The 22,775-nt window shown below is 48.1% G+C and carries 18 protein-coding genes; 6 read left to right on the top strand and 12 right to left on the bottom strand.

Annotation, left to right across the window (positions count from 1 at the left end; translation table 11 throughout):
- The first annotated feature begins 10 nt into the window (after window positions 1-10).
- On the top strand, window positions 11-1,654 hold the full coding sequence (locus DXA20_RS13120) for a methyl-accepting chemotaxis protein (protein ID WP_243100671.1): 1,644 nt from the start codon (window positions 11-13) through the stop codon (window positions 1,652-1,654).
- Between the two features lie 76 nt (window positions 1,655-1,730).
- On the opposite strand, the gene DXA20_RS13125 is transcribed toward DXA20_RS13120, so the two are convergent.
- The 10 genes from DXA20_RS13125 to DXA20_RS13170 form a co-directional block, all read right to left on the bottom strand.
- On the bottom strand, window positions 1,731-3,473 hold the full coding sequence (locus DXA20_RS13125) for a CAP domain-containing protein (RefSeq protein ID WP_118561386.1): 1,743 nt from the start codon (window positions 3,471-3,473) through the stop codon (window positions 1,731-1,733).
- 161 nt (window positions 3,474-3,634) lie between these two features.
- A complete protein-coding gene (locus DXA20_RS13130; RefSeq protein WP_118561388.1) occupies window positions 3,635-4,723 on the bottom strand; it encodes a hypothetical protein in 1,089 nt (362 codons plus the stop codon).
- An 81-nt stretch (window positions 4,724-4,804) separates the two neighbouring features.
- Entirely contained in the window at window positions 4,805-6,154 is a 1,350-nt protein-coding gene (locus DXA20_RS13135) for an MATE family efflux transporter (protein ID WP_118561390.1), read from the bottom strand.
- Between the two features lie 161 nt (window positions 6,155-6,315).
- Window positions 6,316-7,116: a hypothetical protein gene (locus DXA20_RS13140; protein ID WP_243100673.1), complete on the bottom strand. Its 801-nt coding sequence runs from the start codon at window positions 7,114-7,116 to the stop codon at window positions 6,316-6,318.
- A 227-nt stretch (window positions 7,117-7,343) separates the two neighbouring features.
- The gene (locus DXA20_RS13145; RefSeq protein WP_118561392.1) at window positions 7,344-10,547 is read right to left on the bottom strand and encodes a leucine-rich repeat protein; all 3,204 of its coding nucleotides are present in this window, start codon (window positions 10,545-10,547) and stop codon (window positions 7,344-7,346) included.
- The gene (locus DXA20_RS13150; protein ID WP_118561394.1) at window positions 10,514-11,713 is read right to left on the bottom strand and encodes a hypothetical protein; all 1,200 of its coding nucleotides are present in this window, start codon (window positions 11,711-11,713) and stop codon (window positions 10,514-10,516) included. Before DXA20_RS13150 ends, DXA20_RS13145 begins: the two co-directional genes overlap by 34 nt.
- A 2-nt stretch (window positions 11,714-11,715) precedes the next feature.
- Window positions 11,716-13,305, bottom strand: coding sequence for a hypothetical protein (locus DXA20_RS13155; protein WP_118561396.1), 1,590 nt, complete (start codon window positions 13,303-13,305; stop codon window positions 11,716-11,718).
- Complete coding sequence (locus DXA20_RS13160) at window positions 13,286-13,600, bottom strand: hypothetical protein (RefSeq protein ID WP_118561398.1); 315 nt, start codon at window positions 13,598-13,600, stop codon at window positions 13,286-13,288. Before DXA20_RS13160 ends, DXA20_RS13155 begins: the two co-directional genes overlap by 20 nt.
- Before the next feature lie 254 nt (window positions 13,601-13,854).
- Window positions 13,855-14,493: a uracil phosphoribosyltransferase gene (gene upp / locus DXA20_RS13165; RefSeq protein ID WP_022305327.1), complete on the bottom strand. Its 639-nt coding sequence runs from the start codon at window positions 14,491-14,493 to the stop codon at window positions 13,855-13,857.
- Window positions 14,494-14,557: 64 nt separating this feature from the next.
- The gene (locus tag DXA20_RS13170; protein ID WP_118561400.1) at window positions 14,558-15,982 is read right to left on the bottom strand and encodes a uracil-xanthine permease family protein; all 1,425 of its coding nucleotides are present in this window, start codon (window positions 15,980-15,982) and stop codon (window positions 14,558-14,560) included.
- A gap of 295 nt (window positions 15,983-16,277) precedes the next feature.
- Between DXA20_RS13170 and DXA20_RS13175 the strand changes: the two genes are divergently transcribed.
- The 5 genes from DXA20_RS13175 (at window position 16,278) to mscL (ending at window position 20,864) form a co-directional block, all read left to right on the top strand.
- Window positions 16,278-16,745, top strand: coding sequence for a MarR family winged helix-turn-helix transcriptional regulator (locus DXA20_RS13175; protein ID WP_118561402.1), 468 nt, complete (start codon window positions 16,278-16,280; stop codon window positions 16,743-16,745).
- Window positions 16,742-18,073 (top strand): MATE family efflux transporter, encoded by a 1,332-nt coding sequence (locus tag DXA20_RS13180; protein ID WP_118561404.1) that lies wholly within the window; start codon window positions 16,742-16,744, stop codon window positions 18,071-18,073. The genes DXA20_RS13175 and DXA20_RS13180 overlap by 4 nt, the downstream gene beginning before the upstream one ends.
- 171 nt (window positions 18,074-18,244) lie before the next feature.
- Window positions 18,245-18,805 carry a sigma-70 family RNA polymerase sigma factor gene (locus DXA20_RS13185; protein WP_118561406.1) on the top strand — a complete coding sequence of 187 codons (561 nt, stop codon included), beginning with the start codon at window positions 18,245-18,247 and terminating at the stop codon, window positions 18,803-18,805.
- Window positions 18,806-18,872: 67 nt separating this feature from the next.
- The gene (locus DXA20_RS13190; protein ID WP_118561408.1) at window positions 18,873-20,375 is read left to right on the top strand and encodes a DUF4179 domain-containing protein; all 1,503 of its coding nucleotides are present in this window, start codon (window positions 18,873-18,875) and stop codon (window positions 20,373-20,375) included.
- Window positions 20,376-20,447: 72 nt separating this feature from the next.
- Window positions 20,448-20,864 carry a large conductance mechanosensitive channel protein MscL gene (mscL, locus tag DXA20_RS13195; RefSeq protein WP_118561410.1) on the top strand — a complete coding sequence of 139 codons (417 nt, stop codon included), beginning with the start codon at window positions 20,448-20,450 and terminating at the stop codon, window positions 20,862-20,864.
- 67 nt (window positions 20,865-20,931) lie between these two features.
- On the opposite strand, the gene sdaAA is transcribed toward mscL, so the two are convergent.
- A complete protein-coding gene (sdaAA, locus tag DXA20_RS13200) occupies window positions 20,932-21,783 on the bottom strand; it encodes an L-serine ammonia-lyase, iron-sulfur-dependent, subunit alpha (protein ID WP_118561412.1) in 852 nt (283 codons plus the stop codon).
- Between the two features lie 18 nt (window positions 21,784-21,801).
- On the bottom strand, window positions 21,802-22,458 hold the full coding sequence (sdaAB, locus tag DXA20_RS13205; protein ID WP_022305319.1) for an L-serine ammonia-lyase, iron-sulfur-dependent subunit beta: 657 nt from the start codon (window positions 22,456-22,458) through the stop codon (window positions 21,802-21,804).
- Window positions 22,459-22,775: the final 317 nt, after the last annotated feature.

Genomic DNA, 22,775 nt, shown 5'->3' on the forward strand with positions numbered 1-22,775 from the left:
CGCCACGAACATGAAGGATTATCAACTTGAGCTGTCCTGCATCATTCTTTGTTATATCTGCTACGGTATGTCCATCCGCCATCTGAACGAATCGGACGGTGCTATGACAGACAGCATCAAAAACGATCTGCACCGTGTGATCACGACGGTCGAGAAGGTCAAAAATGCCAGCAATTCCATTATGGACGGCGTCCTGGTTGTCCGTGAGCTTGCCGGTGAAAACAAGCACGGCGCTGATATTGTTGCTGCCGAGATGGACACGCTGAACAATAACAATATCAATCTTCAGACCACAACAACATCCTCTGTGGATATGACCAGCGACATCAGTTCCCAGGTACAGCACATTGCCGTGATGATCGAGGAAATGGTCAAGCTGATCGACGAATCCGGCACTCACGCCCAGAACAGCTCCGAGGATCTGAACAGTCTGCTTCAGACTACAAGGACTATGTCAGAGCTTTCCTCCGATACAGAGCAAACGCTTCAGGCATTTAAGGATGAGTTTGAAATGGTGAAGCAGGAAACCGGCACGATTGAAAGCATTAACAATCAGACGAATCTTCTGGCACTCAACGCATCCATCGAAGCCGCCAGAGCCGGAGAAGCGGGCAAGGGCTTTGCTGTTGTCGCGGATCAGATCCGCACCTTAAGCGCAGAGACAAAGGAATCCTCCAGCCAGATCAAGGAAGCACTGATCCGTCTCGAGGAAACCTCTGACCAGATGACGCACGCCATCGAAAATACATTAAAGCTGATCCGGATCACTCTGGAGAAGGTTGCCAAGACAAATCAAAATATTACCACGATCACATCAGATTCCAACCAGATCGAGCATCACATTCATACCATTGATGCCGCAATGAAGCGTGTGGAACAGTCGAACCGCCAGCTTGTGACAAATATGGAACAGGTCTCCTCCACCGTGGAGGATATGACCTCCGGCATTTCCGGATCAAATGAGATCTGTCACCGCATGCTCAGTAAATATGATGAAACTGCCGTAAATATCAACACGATTGAGAATGTTGTCGAAGCTCTGATGTGCGAGCTTGGAATTGGCGGCTTTATGGGGCTGGAGGATCTGCAGCCGGGCATGAAGGTGATCATTATACCGACCGGTGATGCCAGTCGTAAATATCACGGAGAACTGATCCAGCCTCTGGCGCAGGGAATCGCTATCACCCTCCCGGATGCTGCTATCACCCATCCAACGACCTGCAACGTACAGGTAACCGTCGATAATGTTCTTTACTGTTGGGAAAACGCAGCGATCACCCCGGACAAAACGGATGCTGACCACTATCAGGTACAGATCAGCTCCCGTCCAAAGATCAATAACCGCCGCAAATATCCGCGTATAGATCTGACCAACTCCTGCGTCATCACTGTCCCGGAAACCGGACAGGAGTTTACGGGACAGATGGACAATATCAGCGGAAACGGATTTGCCTTCATCACAGACGCTCCATTCTTTGCCACCGCCAAGGGCGAAAGGATCACGATAACACTGGAGCAGTTCGAGCTTACCGATCACAGCACTTTAGAGGGTCGTATCATCCGCTGCTCTGATAATGAAGGTCATTATATCGTCGGCTGTCAGATGCCGGAGGACGATGCTATCCTGACGGAATATGTAAAACAGCATCAATAAAAACAGTTCATAACATTTTGCAGAATTATATGAATTTATAACATCGTAATTACGCTTATCAAAGAATTGCTGAATATCAAAAGAGATTGTGCCCAATAAAGACACAATCTCTTTTGATTATACAGGAAATCACTCTACCTCCAAAAATCCTGCGTACAGTAGATACCATATCTGCAGAACTGCTATACGCCGCTCCGACTCCGATATACTTGAAATCCGTCAGCATACCTTTTCGGTGTCCGGAGGAACCGATCCAGCCGATCACCATATTGATCGCATCGCCGGCTCCGGCACATATATTCTCTCCGGCTCCCGACCAACTGATACCCTCTGCCGTCAACCGCGCGGAGAATTTCGAGCCATCCAGACTGTTATGCTGGAAATAGTTGTTATTTGCCATATCCTCACTGTGCTTTCTGGCTGCCGTAGTCGTTCTGTCCTCCAGCTTAAATAACGCTTTCCCCATATAGTTGCGGTATGCGTTGGTCATCTCATAGACCTCCTGCTCCGCCGCACGGAGAATCTCATCGGTAAATGTCATATATGTGCGGTACATCATGGAATACTTGGTGCATTCTCCGGAAAATGCGTACATTCCATAGATGGATTTGTCTCCTCCATCAAAGTAATCACTGAATGCATAAATATATGCGTTATCTGTCAGCTTGTAATATGCCTCCGTTCCGACTCTTGCCTCACTCTTGCTGCTGTCCAGAGCATCAAACTCGTAGCTTCCCGGCTCGGTCCAGCCCGCATCGATCATCGACTGTGCCGATGCGCCCTGCTGTATCAGCTTCGTCTGCTGAATTGTCTCATTATCATCGGCGCTTATCACTGCATCATAGGCTGTGAAGTTTTTCGCGATCGTAAAGTAAGAAACGACCTTTTCGCCCTTAACGCCGACAATCAGATACGGTTCTGTCTGGCTGTTGCCGTTATAAATGTATCCGTACAGGCTCTTCTGTGGCAGCGGATCTATACGTTCCGGCTCACCCCACTCCGCTTTCAAAGCAGTAATACTCTCTCCAATATATACCGACTTCTTCGCAAAGGAAAGCTGCGTTGTCTTCATTGTCGCAACCGGCGTTGCTGTTGGAACAGTAGTTGGTTTTATTGTCGGTTTGGTCGTCGGCGTTTCAGCCGGTACCGTTGTGACGCTTGGCGGCGGTGTTGTCGTCGGCACTGACGTCACCGGCGGCTGCGGAGCCATCGTCGGCACAGTGGTCTGATCCGGCAGCGATGATTCGATCGGTTTCGTACTGTCCTGCGGTTCATTCGTCTCTGACGGCACTGCACTTGTACCGGTCGGAACCGGCGTGTTACTCGGCTTAATACTGCTCTGCGGACTCCTTACCGGCGTAGCAGACGGATGCAGTGTAATGCGGACTGCCGGACTTACGACAGGACTCGCACTCACCTTTACCATCGGTGTGGAACTTCCCATCGGCATGATAATGGTCGGATCATTCTGTCCCATATTTCTGACAGTAACACGGATCACACATTTCTTCATGTGCGCCGCTTTCAATATGAGCTTAGTCTTGCCGCTCTTCTTTCCGGTAATGCGGATTTTCTTTTTCATCACCTTTACGGCAATGATCTTTTTGCCGGACACTTTTGCTTTCACTTTCCGGCTGCCGGTATTCTTCACTTTGACAGTAACCTGCCCTCCTCCGGCAACGGTTACTTTTGTCTTTGAAACCTTGATCTTTGTTGCTGCAGCGGCTCCCTCCGGTTGAAGCGGTGAGAGCACCGAAGCCGCAAAAAGACCTGCTGCCAGCAAGCCGGCAATGATTCGTTTTCCATTTTTCTTTTTCATTCGCAAGCTCCTCCTTTGGAGTTGTTATGTTGTAAATTCATACGCTTCGGCAAAAGGTTCGAAAAAGCTCCGCTTTTTCTCACTCGCGGGCGCGACAGATGCGAAGCATCTGGATTTTGGAGTTATTATACCACAAATTAACCCTCTTGCGAAGAAAAATACTATTTCAGCCACATAGAATGTGAGGAGCCAACCTCCATTTTTACCTGTCCCAAAACACGGACACTGTCTCCATTATTCAACTGATGCAATGCCTTGCCATTCTGCCGCAGTACAATACGCTCTGCTGCGTGACTGTCTATCGTGTAGCTTCCATCCTCCGGATGATAACTGATCTGACAATTATGATCAGCAATGTGACCGGCTGCTTTCAGGCTGCCCTTCTCAATCCCACGCATCGCCTCAGGTGTCGTCCCAATCGTCACGCGCGAAGATGCCTCGCTCCTCAAATTCCATTGAAATCCCTGATAAATTCCTGTGCCATCACAAACATTTCCAACTGCAGCAGCTGCCTTTGGCTGAGCTTCTTTTTTCTTTTCGTCTTTGGATTGATCCTTCTTTTCTTTATTTTTCTTATCGTTTGAATCCTTTTTGCTCCTTTTCCGGCCGGACTTCTTTCGCTTGCCTCGCTTATGGCGGTGTTTCCTTCTGCCACTTCGACCGTCATCTCCAGAATCATTTCTTCGGCTGCGGTCACGCTTTTTCCGGTCAGGCTCCCGATAACCTCCGGTCAGCCACCCAAATAAGATAAACACAAGTGCCACCACATGAAGCACCGCAAACAGATACACTCCCGTCAGAAGATACGGGTGCAGCGCAGGAAATCCAAGCAGCGCCACTGCAAGTTCCAACACTGTAAGCAGCGTTAAAAATGTTGGCACGACCATAGTCTTTGATCCCTCTGCCAGAAACAGCATGCACATGGCAAGAAGACAGAACAGTACCGGCAGGCCTGCTGCCACACCTCCGGCGATAAGCAGATCGGAGGCTCCTGCATCATCAGCATAATGAAGCCCGTCCTTCACATCCCCCCAGGAAAACGGTGCTTTCATAATATGATCATCCGGCACACTTCCCTGCTGTATATATGTGTAAGCGGCACTGCCTCCCGCTTTCAGCACGTCCAGACCCGACAGGGTCATGTCCTGCCCGGCTGCCTGAAAACTGCAGAACGGCAGGAGCAGGGACAGCAGTGCAAAAAGAAGTGCAAGTGCCGCTATATTTTTCATAAAACGTCCATACGCTCTCATTATAAATCTCCCCTTTCCTGTATGTTTCATTGAATTATATGCCTCATACACGGGGATATCAATGTCAAAATTATGATATTTTTATGACATCGCATTTGGCCCTCCACGCATTGATCTCTGCATCCAGATATACGCTCCCACACAGATCACAATCGACAAAATAGAGCCTGCCGGTGCCGCAAATCCCATCGGAAACAGATTATGCGGATACATTTTCGAGGCAAGGTAAGAACCCGGAATACGCAGCAACAAAATTGACAAAATATTGTGGATAAATCCAATATATGATTTTCCGTATGCACAGAAATATCCGGTAAAACAGAAATGAATTCCCGCAAAAATACAGTCAATAATATACGAGCTGATATACTGGCTTCCCAACAGGATCACTGCCGCATCCGTTGTGAAAATACCAACTGTCTGCTTTGAGAAAAGTTCGATCAGAATGGTCATGACGATCCCATAACTGCCGGTGATCAGAATCGCATAGTAAAGAAGCTTTCTCGCCCGGTCATGCCTTCCTGCACCGATATTCTGTGCAGATAATGCAGGCACCGTTGCCAGCATGGAGGATGGCACGATAAAGATCATACCGATCAGTTTTTCCACAACACCGACTGCCGCTGCATCATTCAGCCCACGATGGTTGGCGATCACACTGATCACAATAAATGCGACCTGAATACAGCCGTCCTGCACGGCAACCGGAATACCGATCTTTAAGATCTGACCCAGAACATCTCTCTTCACCCGAAGCTCCTTCTTCGTCAGATGGATTCCCGTTTCCTTGCGGCGGATCGCAATCAGAGATATGATCACGCTAATCGTCTGTGCCAGAGTTGTTCCCAGTGCAGCACCGATCGGTCCCATTCCAAGACCTCCGATAAACACATAATCTAACACAATATTGGCAACGCAGGCAATCGCAATGAAATACATCGGACTTTGGGAATCGCCAAGTCCGCGGAAGATCGCACTGATCACATTGTATGCAGTGATAAACGGTATCCCCAGGAAACAGACGAAAAGATACTGTCTCGTTCCGGCAACTGCCTCTGCCGGGATCCCGATCAGGGTAACGATCGGATTTACCAGAAATACAAGAACCGCCATGACCACAACCGACATTCCCATGAAAAATGTCACCGTGTTGCCGATCGAAGCCGAAGCCGCATCAAGCTTCCCTGCTCCGACACTTTTGCCGATCGTCACCGTTGTTCCCATCGCCAGTCCGACAATGATCACCGTCAGCATATGCATAACCTGTCCACCGTTGGAAACAGCAGTAATCCCGTCCACACCGTCGAACTGACCGATAATAAACAGATCTGCCATTCCATACAGCGTCTGCAAAAAATAAGACAGCAGATAAGGCAGCGCAAAATATGCGATCGTTTTCCCGATATTGCCGGTCGTCAAATTTCTTTCCATCTTTGGTACCGTACCTTTCTATCAAAATCCACATCATCAAGATTAAACTTTATAACAGATGTAAAGTCAAGGTGTCCAAATCTGTAAAGATAACATCCTCTATAGTGCCCTGAAAAGCCAAAGGGCGTAAAATGACATTTTTAGCAGTTATTCGAGCACTTTTAAAAGACATTTTTGTTGCGTTCCATCCCCAGCATACTCTTCGCCAGCCAGAAGAAGAACACCAGCACCAGTATCGGGATGACGCAGGAGGTGACTAACATCACCGCCAGAACTTCAATAAACTGATTGATCACGTTTTCGACCTTGTCCGTAATATCGGACACACCGTTTTTAATGCCGGAAATGATGCCTGACAGTACTCCGCTGTTATCGCTGCTGTCACTGTCCTGCTGTCCGTCACTGCTGTTCTGGATATCCTTCGTTGCTTCCTTGGCAGCATCCACCGTATCCCGAATAGAAGACTGATACGTATGCTCGATCAGATCAGACACCTTGACGCTGGCAGGAATAACCAGAACGATCGCAATAGCAAATAACGCAAACTTTCTTGCCAGCTTTTTCCATGCATCCTTTGCAATTGCCGTTCCCGCCGAATAAAGGACACAGGCAATCGGGATCAGCATGACAAACGAAGCATAGCCGGTCACTGTGACCAGATATTTCTCAACATAGATCGCACAGAGAACGATCAGGAAATAGGTGCTCATATCCGCCAGCTTTTCTGCGATCGGGGTTGCCGTGTCTCCCGGAAGCAGCGTGATTGCCGCAGACGCCGCCGTTGATGCTGCTGTCAACTCCAGAACCGTTGCCTTTTTGTCATCAAGTGCTGTGATCGTTTTCTCATGAAAGTCTGCCGATGCTGCAAACCTTGACACGACCAGTGCTGAGATCAGTGCCAGCACAAGCGGCAGAATGATCCCGACCCACCGTTTTGTATTTTCATTCCATATAGTATTCACCCGGTTTTCTCCTCTCTGATGTTTTCCTTTACCTTACCATATAAGCATCCGATACTCAAGATAAAACTGCCGGAGACACCACAATGGCATGGATCCCCGACAGTTCTATCATTAAGATTATTATTTTCTCAAGCTTCGCACATTGATTATGGGTGCAGTTATATATTTATGTGAAGCTTATTAAGCAAAGCCCTGTTTCCAATCAAAGCTATATTTTAATTTCTGTTCTATGCTTTGATTTTTGCTGTTGAACAACCTCCCTTTTTCTTAAGCCATTTTGTATATGACTTTTTCTGTGTTTTCGGAACACGGATCGCTGCATTCTTACGGATGCCCTTAAATGCATTCTTTCCGATGGATTTTGCTGTGAGCTTCTCTGTTTTGATCGTGATCTGCTTCAGCTTTTTACAGCTTCGGAAGGCATCCTTTCCAATGGTTTCCACATTCTTACCAATGGTTATTTTTGTCAGCTTTTTGCAGTTTCGGAACGCTCCTGCACTAAGAGCTGTGACCTTATAGGTTACTTTGGAATACGTGATCGTATCCGGAATCACAACGCTTCCCTTGATATTCTTTTTCGCCTTAACACAAGAAACCTGATCGGTTGCAGTTACACGGTAAGTCACGCCCTTCACCATAAAGAACATGCCGATTGCTGCCTTTCCATCATCCTTTCCTGCTTGTGTCCCGTCTGCTGATGCTCCATCTTTTCCGGTGGCGGACGCATTATTCGGTTTTGACGATGCCTGTGTGCCATCCGGGCTGCCGGGGCTTTGTGGTATGTCCGGTTTTCCAGACACCTGCGGTACATTCGGACTGCCGGAGTTATGTGGCGTGTCCGGTTTATCGGATACCTGCGGCACATCCGGACTGCCGGAAATCTGTGGTGTATCTGGCTTATTCGTCGGAATCACAGGACTTTGCGTTGGATCCTGCGGCTTTCCGGAGACAACCGGTGAACTGCTTTCTCCCGGACTCTGTGTTGGGGCTGCTGATTCTGCCGGCTTCTCACTTGCCGACGGATCTTCAAATACAGCAGTTACCTGAATGTCGTCCGTCAAGGCTGTTTTCAGCATTCCATTTACAAATGTGATTCCCTGAACATACTCCGCATCTTTGCCATTGACCTTCCATCCTTTCAGATTCCAGCCCTGAGCCGGAACTGCTTTAAAATAAAGTTTTGAATCCTCCGCATAAGACCCGCCGTTTGCGATTGCTGTACCTTTTTCGGTGGATGCGTTGACAATGCCGCTGCCATCTGCGCCGTACTGTACCAGATAGCTTCCGGTCTTATTGCCGGTGTAACTAAGTGTACTGTTTATCGTACACACCTCGTATTTTGCAAGCAGCTCATTCACTTCCGCTGTCTCTGCATCCTCCTTAATTCCGGTATAAATACTGTAATCTGCCGCATATGGCTTTCCTTTGCTGTCCTTGCCAATTTCCTGCTCATTGGCACCGGCAGTAAACAGAGCTCTGGCGGCGTCTTCATCTCCGGCAGACAAGCCCCGGAATTTTAACTGCGCAGCTGCAAACTGATATTGGTAATCTGTCGTTTTGCTGACATCCACCGTAACCGGATCAACCGTTACATATAGCTGTGCCTTCTCGATCTGTACCTCCCGGGAACATTCATAAGTCACGCCATCCTTTGTTATCGACGCTTCCAAAATATACTCGCCCGGCAGCTCGTTAACCGCCCATTTGCCGTTTTCCACGGTGATCGCAGTGCGCTTCCGATCCTTTTTGCCTACCAATGTAAAGGAGGCCGCTTCCGTAACATCCTCTACCTGATCCGTCTTGGCAAGACTCATCTGAAGCGAAATTTCCTCTCCGTAAACCGGCGTATTCTCCAGCTCTACTCCCGGCAATGTCTTTTTCTTGGAATTATATGCTGTAAAATACTGCGGATTCTCCGCCGCTGCACCATAATACTCCTCATCTCCCTGATATTTTACCGTTAATTTATAGTAGCCGGTTCCAAACGGCGTCCACTTTCCTGAAGCACACCCATTTGTAACAGTAAGCGCTGTATTTTCTGTTTCTCCTGTCGTCAGATTCATGATTTCGCAGACCGCTTCCCCGTTTAACGGCTCCTCCTCTTCAGAGACAATCTGTGCAGACAGCGTCTGCTCCTCGCCTCCCACCGGCTGTGTATGGGTGATTGTCTTCCGACCGGAAGCAAGCCCATAAACATATTCGTCATCATATGGAACCGTGCTCTCATAATCATCTGCGGTAAGTTCCCTATACTTTAAATGGTTAAAATTCTCTTCCGTTATCTCCACCGTCAGATCCATATTCGGAGACAGCGTATCGGTCTCAGGATCATTTTCACGGCTGCGGACAGAACCTTTGTCAGACAGATAATTTTTCAACTTTGTACGGGTTGCATCGTCCTTAAAAATTCTCAGGAAAAGATAGTGAAACGATCCGGACTGTGCTGCATTTACAATTTGATCCACCGTCGCTTTGTAATTGCTGTCGGAGGCACTTCCTTCCAATTCTTCCAGAATAACCGCATCCTCTGTAATTTTTTTACCTACAGTCACAGAATAATTGCCTGTGTACTCCCCAAAATATTTCACATTGCCCTTCAGCTCTGCCACCTGCAAATTACCATTTGTCACCTTGACCGTCAACTTCAACGGCTCGTAGCTTCGCGTCTCTTCTTCCTTCTGCACCTTTTCCACATCAGCTGCACGACCGCTTGTTTTCTCCAACGGATCCATTCTGACAACCGATGCAAGACGCTGTTTTAAAGTAAGAGCCGCCGGTTCGCTGTCGATCTCGATCGTTTTGCCGTAAAACTGAGAAACAACGCATCGATACTGCCATCCGTCCATATCCGCAGTCACATCCGGCACCGCAAGATCCATACTGTCTGCACCGTCAATGTCCTCCCACACTGCACCTGCTCCCTGTCTGCACTGCCACTGATACCGCACAGAACCATTGCTTCCCTTTACCGGTGTCGCGTAAATCGAAAATTCTGCTTTCCCGCCTTCCACAACCGCCGTATCCTCCGGCTGCAGTTCAATTGTCGGTGTATCTGTTCCGGCAGCGTATTTGGTTCTTCCATACACCGGAAGGCTGGATGCACTTGTCTCCATATAACCGACACTCTGCATCGTAAAACGGTATGTCTTTCCCGGCTGAAGCAGACCGTTACCGATCGTATAACCGGATCGGGCGGAAGAAACTTCTGCAATCGGCGTTTCTTCCTCATTATCCTCCAACAGGCAGATGCGATAGCGCACTCCCTTACGGTTGCTGTGTGTCCAGCTCAAGGTCAGGGAATCCGCTGTGGCATCCGTCACTGTAATGTCAGATGGCAGTGCCGGTGGTGCCTCCTGTCCCTTCACAAGATAGCCAAGCACCTTTGTCCGTTGTCCGTTTAACATCGTATCCCATGTTCCGAATCGCCACATGAAGGATAGGACTGCTCTACATTCGCAGGAATACCGGCAACCGTTCCGGAATATTCCGCTCCGTTATAATTCGTCCATGTCACGCTGCCGTTTGCCTCGGCACCCGCACTGACACCGGTCTTAACACCGCCTTCCTCTGTCACAAGATGTGTCTCCACACTGGTTCCCCAGGTCACGGTATCCGAATTTTCACTTTCCACTTCAATTCCCTGTGTGATAGAATTGCCTCCCCTGCTGACTCTAACGAAATTATCCTTTGCACCGGATACATCATCAACGACCTTTCCTCCATCGAAAGAGGCTCCGATCGCAGCCCGGTAGGAAAACGGATCGCCCGGCGTGTTCGTCAGAACATTTCCGCGGATCTTGTCAAATTCACCGTTTTCCTTCGCAACACGGTCATATTCTGTCACTGTAAGCATGGTCATACGCGGTGTCTGAGGCACGGAAACATAATAATCCTTCCAGCTTCCCGCAATCTGCTGTCCGCACTCATATCCCTGCTCCAGTGCCTTGTCGATTGCCTGAAGCCGGCTGTATGCATTGTTATATCTGTTTGCAGCAACGGAAACCCGGTTGGCAAGCGCTGCTTTCTTAAATCGATAGGATATTCCTTTCTTCTGCTTGATCTCTGCATATTCCTGTTCTGCCGTCTCGTAACTGCTCTTATATTGTTCAAGCTGCTTTTTCAGCCCATTGTAGCGGCTCTGTGTCGGCAGCTTAAATCCCGGCACATAACTTTTATACACATACCTTGTGTATGGCGTCATCGACAGCACCACACTGTCATCCGTACTGTCTGCCTCGTAAGAAGTAGAATAGCTCTTCCCGTTCGTAAATTCCTTTGCATAGCCGGCACTGACGCTCGCCTCCACTTCAAAATCAATTCCTACGACATCGTAAAATCCGAGAATACTGACATCCTCCTCATATCCTGTGATCACCCCGGCTGATACCGAAAACTCGGCTGAATTTGTGGTGGAGGAGCCTGTCGTTTTGCCGTATGCCGTAGAGCCATTGGTGCTGTAATTGCCGTCCGTAGATTCCAGATCCGAGAAATACGGTGCCGCCTGAAGCACGGCAACAACATTCGGATCACTGAAATAACTCTCCTTATGATCAAACTTAACGATCATGCCGTCCTCATCATAATCAACTGCCGCCAAACTCAGATAGATATCTCCCCAGCCCGAGCCTGTGTAAAACGCGCGTATCCGGCGGTATCCTCCGCTCCGACTGCCTTCCGGCTGAGTGCAGAAAGCCCCCATGACACCATACTGTCGCTCTTGACACCACAGCTCATGATTACCTGCTCCATGCCATATGGGTTTCCATTAAAATTGCCCTTGACAACCTTGCTGAGCCAGCACTTCGTTGTATCACTGTCCTTATCGATCGGCAGCTTCATATTTCCGTTATCGTCCGTCCACTGATACTGATACGCCTCTGCGAGTCCGCCGGAAGCATTTGCTTCATCCGGCACAACATAATCAGACGAGCCGCCATTATACTGACATCGAAACATCTCCTTTTCAGATGCACCCGCACTGAAGTTCCAACAACTGCCCTCCACGAACAAAGTATCTCCATACCCTGTCCCCCGGGAAGCAAAGCATGCGACCGCTGCCGGTTCCTGTCTGACATCCGACCCCCTCATTCCTTCATAAAGCTCCTGATTGGCTGCCGGCTGGCATAAAAGATACGGAATACCGCCATGCAACAGCTTATAACATCCCTTTTCCTGATCAAAGCCAAGCTGCACAACTGCCTGCTTACTCTTGACTACCGACTGACCCACACCGTCATCTCCATCCGGAACGTAACCGGCAACAACAAGCTCCTGCATCGAATCATTATCCATATCGCCTACATCCAGACCAACAAACTGCATGGTCTGCAGAACGGTATCCTTTTTCTCCTGAATTCCATATTCCTCTCCGGTAAATGCCAGACGGCGTCCATACTGTTCCTCCATACTGTCCGTTTTCATGGACAGTACTGACAGATACGATCCCATTTTCTTCCACTCTTTCGCCTTTTTCGTATTTGCGGGAATAAATCTGGCATTCGGAAAATAAGCATGACTAAAAGACGTTGCAAGCTCTTCCTTTCCATCCCCGTCAAAATCATAGACTGCCAGACTTGTAATAAAAGGAGTTTTTGAATCGTCAAGCGTCTTGCCGGGTTGCGTCCCCTCCAGATCTGCCAGGTATACCGTTGATCTCTTTTCAAAGGTTTTGGTCGAGGATTCCGTATTGATATCATAGATATCCACATGAGAAGCATTCACTCCATTTCGTGCATCCGTAACCGGAACATAAACTGCTGCCTCATCCTTTCCATCTCCGTCAAAATCACCGCCGCAGACCGTGAGATAAGACCTCGTCTCATGTTCCTTCATAGTGGATACACAGGTGTTGCTTTTTGTCAGATTGACCGCCGTTCCCACCGGCTCATTTGTCTTTGCACTAAGCAGATACAGGTTTAATTCATCCGAGTCTGCTGCCTTCTGCGCAACACACACCTTGTAGTCCTGATAACCGCTCCCGGAGGCATCCAGAGCCGTATATTCCTTGGCTCCGGTCGCTACGGAATCAAACGTTGTCTTTACTGCCTTTCTCTGCTTGCTCTTCAAAAGAGCTCCTGTCTGATCTTCGGAATTTTGATACGTTCCCTGATACCAGCCAAGATTGAGTCCCGTTCCATCTGTCAGATCTGCTGAGTCTGTCTGGCTCCTGTTATAGTTTCCATTGACCAAAGACTTTTTTTAGAATCGCCTGACTCAATGACGATACCTTTCCCTCGACAAACAGCTCCATCTGCGGATTCAGGTTCTGATAATCGTCCTTTCCCGCCGTATATGGATTCTGCTCGGAATCCTCTGTCTCCTGTGTTGTATCAAAGGCAAGCTTGTCATAAATACTTTTCTCTGCCTGTCCGTTTTCCTTCAGGCTGCTTGCGCCCGCCCTCTTTACAATACTTTGTGCCGGGAGCCCCGATACCAGCATAGAGCCTGCCAGCATCACGGACACCCATTTTTTCCATTTTCTCATAAGCTCCTCCTTGTTTCTCCTTTCATGATTGCACTCAATTATAACAAAGCACTTCCGAAAAGTACACTAGCCAAACGGCTAAAATAGCGACAAAAAAGAAGCTCTTTGATGCTTCCTCCCTCATCCGCAAAAGATACTTCGGATCCATTCAAAAAGGCAGACGCACAAACGCCTGCCTTATATATGCTGCCGGACTGCAAAAGCTGCTTAACAACAAAGCAATCGACAACATCGTTTCTATTAAAATTAAATGATTATTTCGTACCAAAGATACGATCACCGGCATCACCAAGACCCGGACAGATATATGCATCCTCGTTAAGCTGTCTGTCAAGATGACCAACATAGATCTGCACATCCGGATGTGCCTTATGAAGCTTCTCAAGCCCCTCCGGCGCAGCAATGATACACATAAACTTGATATTCCTGCCGCCGTGCTTCTTGATCTGATCGATCGCATCAATAGCAGAACCGCCGGTTGCCAACATCGGATCACAGACAACGATCAGTCTCTCCTCGATCGGATTTGGCAGCTTACAATAATATTCCTGTGGCTGATGTGTCTCCTCATCACGGTACATTCCAATGTGACCAACCTTTGCATTCGGAACCAGAGCAAGGATACCGGAAACCATACCAAGTCCGGCACGAAGGATCGGTACGACTGCCAGCTTACGTCCGGAGATCATCGGTGTCATGCACTTCTCGATCGGAGTCTCAATCTCTACATCCTCCACCGGAAGATCAGAAAGTGCCTCAAATCCCTCCAGCATCGCGATCTCATCGACAAGCTTACGGAACTCGTTTGTCCCGGTCGCCTTATCACGGAGCAGGGAAATTTTATGCTGAATTAACGGATGTTCAAAAATTACAATATTATCGGATTTAATCATGTTACGCGTCCTTTCTTTCGGATATCTGCTATTATCTCCAATGCAGTTCTCTTATAGTCTTTTATTATTTATTTTCTTCAGTTTCTTCTGTCTCTCTATCACTGTTCATCACATAAACACCACGGCTTCTGTCTCCCTCCGGATGCTTTCCGAAGCTGTAATCATTGCCCGGAAGGATCGCATTGAGAAGGATACCTGCGATCGCTGCAACAGCCAGTGCTGTCAGTGTAATGGAAGTACCTGCCACACGGAAGGTAAGACCATCGGAAAAACCAAGACCGCAGACAAAGATCACGCCTGCGATAATGAGGTTCCTTGACTTTGTCAGATCAACTCTGTTCTCAACCACATTTCTTACACCGATTGCAGAGATCATACCATAAAGCATGAAGGACACGCCTCCGATGATCGCTGACGGCATTGTTGAAATGATTGCGGAAAACTTCGGAATAAAGGAAAGAATAACAGCAAATACTGCTGCGATCCGGATCACTCTCGGATCATAGACCTTGGAAAGTTCAAGTACACCGGTATTCTCTCCGTATGTTGTATTGGCAGGACCTCCAATGAGACCGGCAAATGCAGTTGCAATACCGTCACCCATCAGTGTACGGTGAAGACCCGGATCCTCAATGTAATTCTTACCTACGGTTGCGGAAATGGCAGACATATCACCGACATGCTCCATCATGGTTGCGATCGCGATCGGTGCCATAACAAGGATAGCGGTCACATCAAACTTGCAGATCTGGAACGGTGGAAGTCCAACCCAGCTTGCAGCAGAAACGGAAGCGAAATTCAGGATTGCAGAACCGTCCGGATTCGTCACTCCGCAGGCATTTAAGATCAATGCAAATGCATAGGAGATCAGAACACCCATCAGGATCGGGATGATTTTAAACATACCCTTGCCCCAGATATTGAAAATAATGATCACTGCCAGTGCCACAAAGGCGATCAGCCAGTTGCCGGACGCATTGCTTACGGCACTTGGTGCCAGGGAAAGTCCGATACAGATAATGATCGGTCCGGTTACAACCGGCGGAAGGAATTTCATAACGCGATTGACACCAACCAGCTTAAAGATCAGTGCAACGACCAGATACAAAAGACCTGCAACCACAATACCGCCACAGGCATATGCAACCTTATCGTTGGCAGCCATATCGGCATACATGCCGCTCTTCAGATTCGCTACCGTGTAGAAACCACCAAGGAATGCAAAAGAAGATCCTAAGAATGCGGGCACCTTAAATTTAGAACAAAGATGGAATATCAGTGTACCAAATCCGGCACAGAATAAAGTAACAGAAACCGTAAGTCCTCTTGACAGCGGCTCTCCACAGGCTTCCTGGAAATAACCTGCCACAAGGATCGGTACAAGAATTGTTGCGCCAAACATGGCGAACATGTGCTGGATTCCCAAAATAAGCATTTTAGGAACCCCTAGTTTACGAGCATCGTAGATTGGTTCGTTTGAGTTTTTCATAGTAATTGCCGTACCCCTTATCTTAAATTTTTTCTAAAGAATATAGTACCATTTCAATATAAAGATAGCAAGTAAAATACAGGAGCAATTCCGTTAAAATTACGAAGATCTTGTTCCGGCTTATCCTGATCGACGGCAGGTAAATAATGACATTATACCGCTGCGGCTTGACGCAAGTACGAAATCGGACTATAATACATTATTAAGTACGAAATCAGACTTACATTATAGCAAGATACCTTTTAACCCCAACACCATTTTATATACACATAAAAACAACGAAAGGATGATGATAATGAAAACACCCGCAAAACCTCATATGAGTGACGTTCAGATAGAATATAACCATCTCTACAAGGAGTTCGATGACATCTATCATGATGCCGCACTCAATGCGTCACTCTCAGACAGTGCGTTTGATATCTTATACGGCATTTTCGAGCTTGGTGACGGCTGCCTGCAGCGTGACATCTGCAGGACCTCCTGCATTCCCAAACAGACGATCAACTCCGCCATCCGCAAAATGGAAGCAAATGGCTGGATTGAATTAAAACCGGGCAAGGGAAGAAGCATGCAGATTTTTCTAACCGACACCGGAAGGCAGATCCAGCAAGAGAAGATCTATCCGGTCATTCAGGCAGAAAACAACGCTTTGTCCGTACTGTCACCGGAGGAATGGGATCAGCTGATCCTGTTCCATCAGAAATATGCAGCTGCACTGCGCAGTGAATTTATGAAGCTTCACAGAAAGGAATTACAATGAAAATACAATTATCCGAACATTTTACATTTAAAAAGCTGTTACGTTTTGTGTACCCATCCGTCATCATGATGATCTTCACTTCGATCTATGTCGTTGTCGATGGGTTATTTGTCTCCAATTATGTCGGCAAGACAGCGTTTGCGGCGATCAATCTGATCTCACCGTTTATTATGGCAATGTCCGCACTCGGCTTTATGATGGGTACCGGAGGAAGTGCCATTGTCGCCAAGACACTCGGCGAGGGTAAGAAGGAGAAAGCCGGCGAATATTTTTCCATGCTGGTGTACGTCACCCTGATCGGCGGAATCGCTTTAAGCCTTGTCGGAATCGCCCTGACACCGTCCGTCGCAAGACTGCTCGGTGCCAGCGGAGATCTCCTGAAAAACTGTACGATCTACGGTCGTCTCGGCTTTATCACACTGGCCCCGTTCATGCTGCAGAACGCCTTCCAGAGCTTCTTTGTGGCGGCAGAAAAGCCAAAGCTTGGTCTTGCGGTGATCGTCATTGCCGGCGTGACTAATATGATCTTGGACTACCTGTTCATTGCCGTGTTCGGCTGGGGAATTGCCGGTGCTGCGATCGCCACCTCCTGCGGAGAGCTGTTTGGCGGATTCTTCCCGTTGATCTATTTTGCCGGCGGAAGATCCGATATTCTACGTCTTGGAAAGACAAAATTCTACGGCAGAATATTGTTGAAAGCCTGTGCAAACGGTTCCTCCGAGCTGATGACAAATCTTTCCAGCTCTATCGTCGGTTCCCTGTATAATCTGCAATTAATGAAGCTTGCCGGCGAAAACGGTGTCGCCGCCTACGGAACGATCATGTACGCAAACTTTATCTTTGTCGCTGTCTTTTTCGGCTATTCCATCGGTAGTGCGCCGATCATCAGCTACCATTACGGAGCTGCCAACCATGACGAGCTGAAAAATCTGTTCAAAAAAAGCCTGACACTGGTAAGCATCTGCGGCGTTGTCCTGACCGCAGCGGCACAGTTTATTGCGTCACCGATCGCACGGATCTTCGTTGGATACGATCCGGAGCTTTTTGAGATGACACGCTACGGTTTCCGTCTGTTCTGTGTAACCTTCCTGATCAACGGCTTCAATATATTTGGTTCTTCCTTCTTCACGGCGCTGAACAACGGACTGATCTCTGCCGTGATCTCCTTCCTGCGAACCCTGGTGTTCCAGCTTGCCGTGGTATTTATCCTTCCGATTTTCCTCGGCATCACCGGCATCTGGCTGTCCGTTGCCGTTGCAGAGCTTCTGACACTTTTCGTCACTGCGACATTTCTTATTAAAAAGCGCAGTGAATACCATTACGCTTAGGAAATACGGCAAATGCCATTACGTCTGAAATCACACCTGAAACCAGGTGTACGATAAATGGGACAGGTAAGAGTTTTTTAATATTTTTCAAAATAAGGTGAGTGATTTAAGTATTTTCATGCCAATAGATAAGTGAAAGATCTTTCAAGAGATTATAAAGGGGGCAGACAAATGGAAGAACAGGAATTGCTGGACTGTCTGAGCGAAGACGTCTCACTTGGGATCGAGCTTGCGATCAGGCAGTATGGAAAGGCGGTCAAAACAATCTGCCGGTCCATCCTGTCCGGTTACAGCGGGGAAGATATCGAAGAAGCGATATCCGACACCTTCGTGGGACTCTGGCGGTCCAGAGAAAAAATCAAGCTGACAGACGGTCAGGGCCTCAGGGAATATTTATATGGAATTGCAAGGCGCACCGCACTAAATAAACGGCGCACTCTGGCAAAGGAACATCCGACACAGAATATAGATACCGCCGAAGAGCTGGTATCGGGGGAAAATGTGGAGGAGCAGATCGTAAGCCGATCTGAGTACGAAATCTTATACCAGCTGGTCAATTCCATGAAAAGTCCCGACCGCGAAATATTTATTTACCGGTATTTCTATCAACATTCGATCAAGGAGATCGCAGATAAACTGGCGCTGAAAGCAAAGACGGTAGAGAACAAACTGAGCAGGGGGAAACACCGTTTGAGACAACAGCTGCTACAATGTGGCGTTGAAGTTGCCTGAAATATCTGATATGGCTTGACTGTCGAATGGTCAGGGGGAAGACCGGACAGTCAGAAAGGAGTGCCTTATGAAAAATATAGAAGATTTATTACAGGAGCTTTCCAGACAGGACATCAGCTCCGAAAGGAAGGAAACAACATTGACAGAGTCCGAAATCAAGAGATTACATGAAAAAACTCTGCAGAAAATAAATGGGGAAATCCATACAAAGACAAACGTAGAAAACAGGAAATCAAAAAAACAAAACAACATCACAACACATCCTTCATTCTGGAGAAGATATTCCAGACCGTTCGCTGCTGCCGCTGCCGCATGCCTTGTCTGCATGGTCGGCGTCACCGCATTTGCCGCTTTCAGCTTTGATGACAGCATCCGAAACTTTTTCAATATCTATGATAATCAGTCACAACAGACTGCCGAGAAGCTGACTACCAATGTCAATGCATCGGATGAATCAAACGGGATCCGGCTGGATCTGACCCAGACCATCGGAGACCATTCCGGTTTCTACGCCGTGATCAACGCTTCCGATCTGAAGGATGTTCCGTACACACTGGAATTTGGCAGCTATGAGCTTGCCATTACCGGAAAGGACGGCACAAGCTATGACTATACTGCCGACACGATAAGCAGCACCTCCGTAAACGAGGGCATTACAAAGTTTCCGATGTTGGTCAGTGGCATCAACAATAACGGCAACGATGTTGACATCAACAACAGCCATATCGCTTTGTCGCTCAAAAATATCGGTTACCACAATAATCACGGTAGGTTCGTCACGCTGCAGAAGGGAAGCTGGAAATTAAACTGGACCTTCCAGACCAATGCTGAACCGGAGCAGATCAATGTGAACAAAGACATCCGTCTCATGGATTCCGAGGGGCATTGGACGAACATTGTCGTATCTCCGCTTTCACTGACTGCACACTACACGATCACGAAGCAGGGAAAGACACATTTCACACAAAAGGAATGGAACAAATACGAAAAGTCAGACCGGCTTACGATTGATTTCACCGATGGCAGCCGTATCGACAGCCGTTTTGAGGATGATGTGACCGAAAGCTGGGGCGATGCTTCAAACGAGGGATACAAACGGATCGGCTTTAACCAGATCATCGATGCAAAAACCATCGCAAGCGTCACCTTCGGCGGTGAGACGATCACGCTCCACCAGACCACGGCAACCGACAAACGGATCCGTATCAGCAGCACGGCAGCCAGATGCTTTGTGGAGCTGCCCGAAAGCGTTGCCGAGCTGGTAACCCTGAAAGAGAAGAATGCTGTGACCAATCCGGACTTCGGGTGCAGCGAAGCCACTGCTACCTTCATGGCAAAGCGTGGCGGTGCCAAAATGCCGCTTTTTACCATTCACCGTCTCAAGGGTTCCTTTACCGGCGAGAAAATGGAGGAGCTCAATCCGATGATGATTTATGTCGGCTTCCACAACGGATACACCTATACCATTGAATACGGTGAGTGTCAGACAGATGCACAGCTCCGGGAATTTGCGGATATCATGAACAAATATATCGTCAATATCCTGCCGTTTTTCGAGTACGCCGATTAAGAGTTTCCCGCAAACTGCCGATGTTTAACTTGTATGTATTTTATTACGCAAACGAGAAAGGCAGGGATAGACATGAAGGAATTTATCAAGGAATTCAAAGAATTTATCAGCCGTGGAAACGTTATGGACATGGCAGTCGGTATCATTATCGGTGGGGCATTTACCAACATCGTATCCTCTCTTGTAAAGGATATCATCAATCCGATCCTTGGATTGTTTGGTGGCATGAACTTCGACCAGTATCATATAAAGCTGCTCGGACAGGTCACCTTAAATTACGGCAACTTTCTGACCGCTGTATTTAATTTTCTGATCATGGCACTTGTGATCTTCATGATCATCAAGGCAATGAACACCGCATCCGAGAAGCTGATCAAGAAAGAAGAGGCAGAGGAAAAAGTTACCACAAAGGTTTGTCCGTTCTGTAAAAGCGAAGTCGATATCGAGGCAACACGCTGCCCGCACTGCACATCCATGCTGGACGAATAGATCGAAGCTGTATGCGGAGAGCACCTATAAACAGGGGAGTCACACAATTCGTGTGGCTCCCCTGTTGTTACAATGCGACTGACTTTCCCGCCGGAGTGACCGCAAGCCCGCCCTGACTCGTCTCCTTGTACTGACACGGCATATTGCGCCCAATCTCATCCATCGCATCAATGACCTGATCTACCGGAATAAACGATGTGATCCCTGCCATCGCCATATCACTGCACGAAACCGCATTAACAGCACCGATCACATTTCTCTTCACACACGGAACCTCCACCAGTCCCGCCACCGGATCGCACACCAGACCGAGAAGTCCCTTTAATGCAAGCGCCGTTGCTTCATAAATCTGCTGAAGACTGCCGCCCCGCAGAAAGACAAGAGCTCCTGCCGTCATAGCACTCGCAGAGCCAATCTCTGCCTGACAACCGCCCTGCGCTCCAGCAATCGATGCCCGGCTCGCAATGATCTGACCGATTCCCGCTGCCACAAACAGCGCCTTGACGATCTCATCCTCGGGACACTTCTCCAGCTTCTGATAGGTGATCATCACCGCCGGCAGTACACCGCAGGAGCCTGCGGTCGGTGCCGCCACAATGCGCTTCATGCAGGCATTGGACTCTGCCATTTTAAGTGCCCTTTCCATCACCTGTCCCAGAAATGGACCAGACAGTGTCTTTTCGTCACGGTTCCATTTCGCCATAAGCTCCCCCGCACCACCTGTCATCTGACTGGCAGATCTGCGATCCTCATAATTCTCGTCCGCCTGTACCATTGCGCGGTACATGCTCCGCATCGTCTCAAACACTTCCTCATGGCTGTTTTGCTTCTCATTGGCCTCCTCTTCCATCACAAGCTCCCAGAACGCCTTATTCTCCGTCTCGCATATTTCCTGCATCTGCTGCAACGATTCATACATAACACCAATCCTCCATCCTTATAGATTCAAATATGTGACCTTGATCACGCCCTCGAGATGCTCCAGCCATTTGATCGCTTCCAGTGGAATCTCCTGATCGCACTCCAGAACCATCACGGCATTGCCGCCACGCGAATTACGGTAGAGCTGCAATGTTGCAATATTGACCGACTTGTGGCTGAGCATGGATGTCACCTCCGCCACATGCCCCGGCTGATCCAGATTATGAACGATGAGTGTCGGATATTCACCGCACACATTTACTGTCAGACCGTCCACCTCGCAGATGCGGATCCTGCCTCCTCCGATGGACGCAGCGATCACCTCAAGTTCACGTCCTCCGGCACCGGTCATATGAATTACCGCCGTGTTGGGATGTGCGTCCTTTAGGTCCGCCTGATAAAAAGAAAGCTCCACGCCTGCCTGCTCCGCAATCTCAAGACTCCTCGGAATCCTCTCATCCTCCGGCTCCCAGCCCATCAATCCGGCAGCCAGCGCACGATCTGTTCCATGCCCCTTTCCGGTAGACCAAAAAGAGCCGTAAAGACCGATCTGCGCCTTCACTACCGGCTCTGCCAATAGCTTCTGACCCACATATCCGATCCTTACAGCCCCTGCTGTGTGCGAACTGCTTGGTCCTACCATTACCGGACCAATAATATCGAAAATATCCATTGTATCCACCAATCCTTCTGTCAATCTATACCTGCTAGTCTGTCCCTTATTGGGATGTACTATAGCATTATTTGATTGGAAATACAAGACGGTTTTCTATGTTAAGCGGAAATATCTTCTTATAATATCTTTATGGTTTGTTCGCTTAATTTTATTAACTCAAACTGATATGTAATGACTTTTGTCAAGAGTAAATTCGAAAAAAATCAAAAAAAATTAATTATTCTGTTTTCTGAAGGCACCCAGAAAGAGCTTCGGAGTATCAGTTCCCGGCATTGGCCACTCTGATATACGTGGATTGGTTACCTACAGGTCAA

Origin of the sequence: Roseburia sp. AM59-24XD (genome assembly GCF_003478445.1) — a bacterium.
Classification (GTDB): Bacteria; Bacillota; Clostridia; order Lachnospirales; family Lachnospiraceae; genus Jutongia.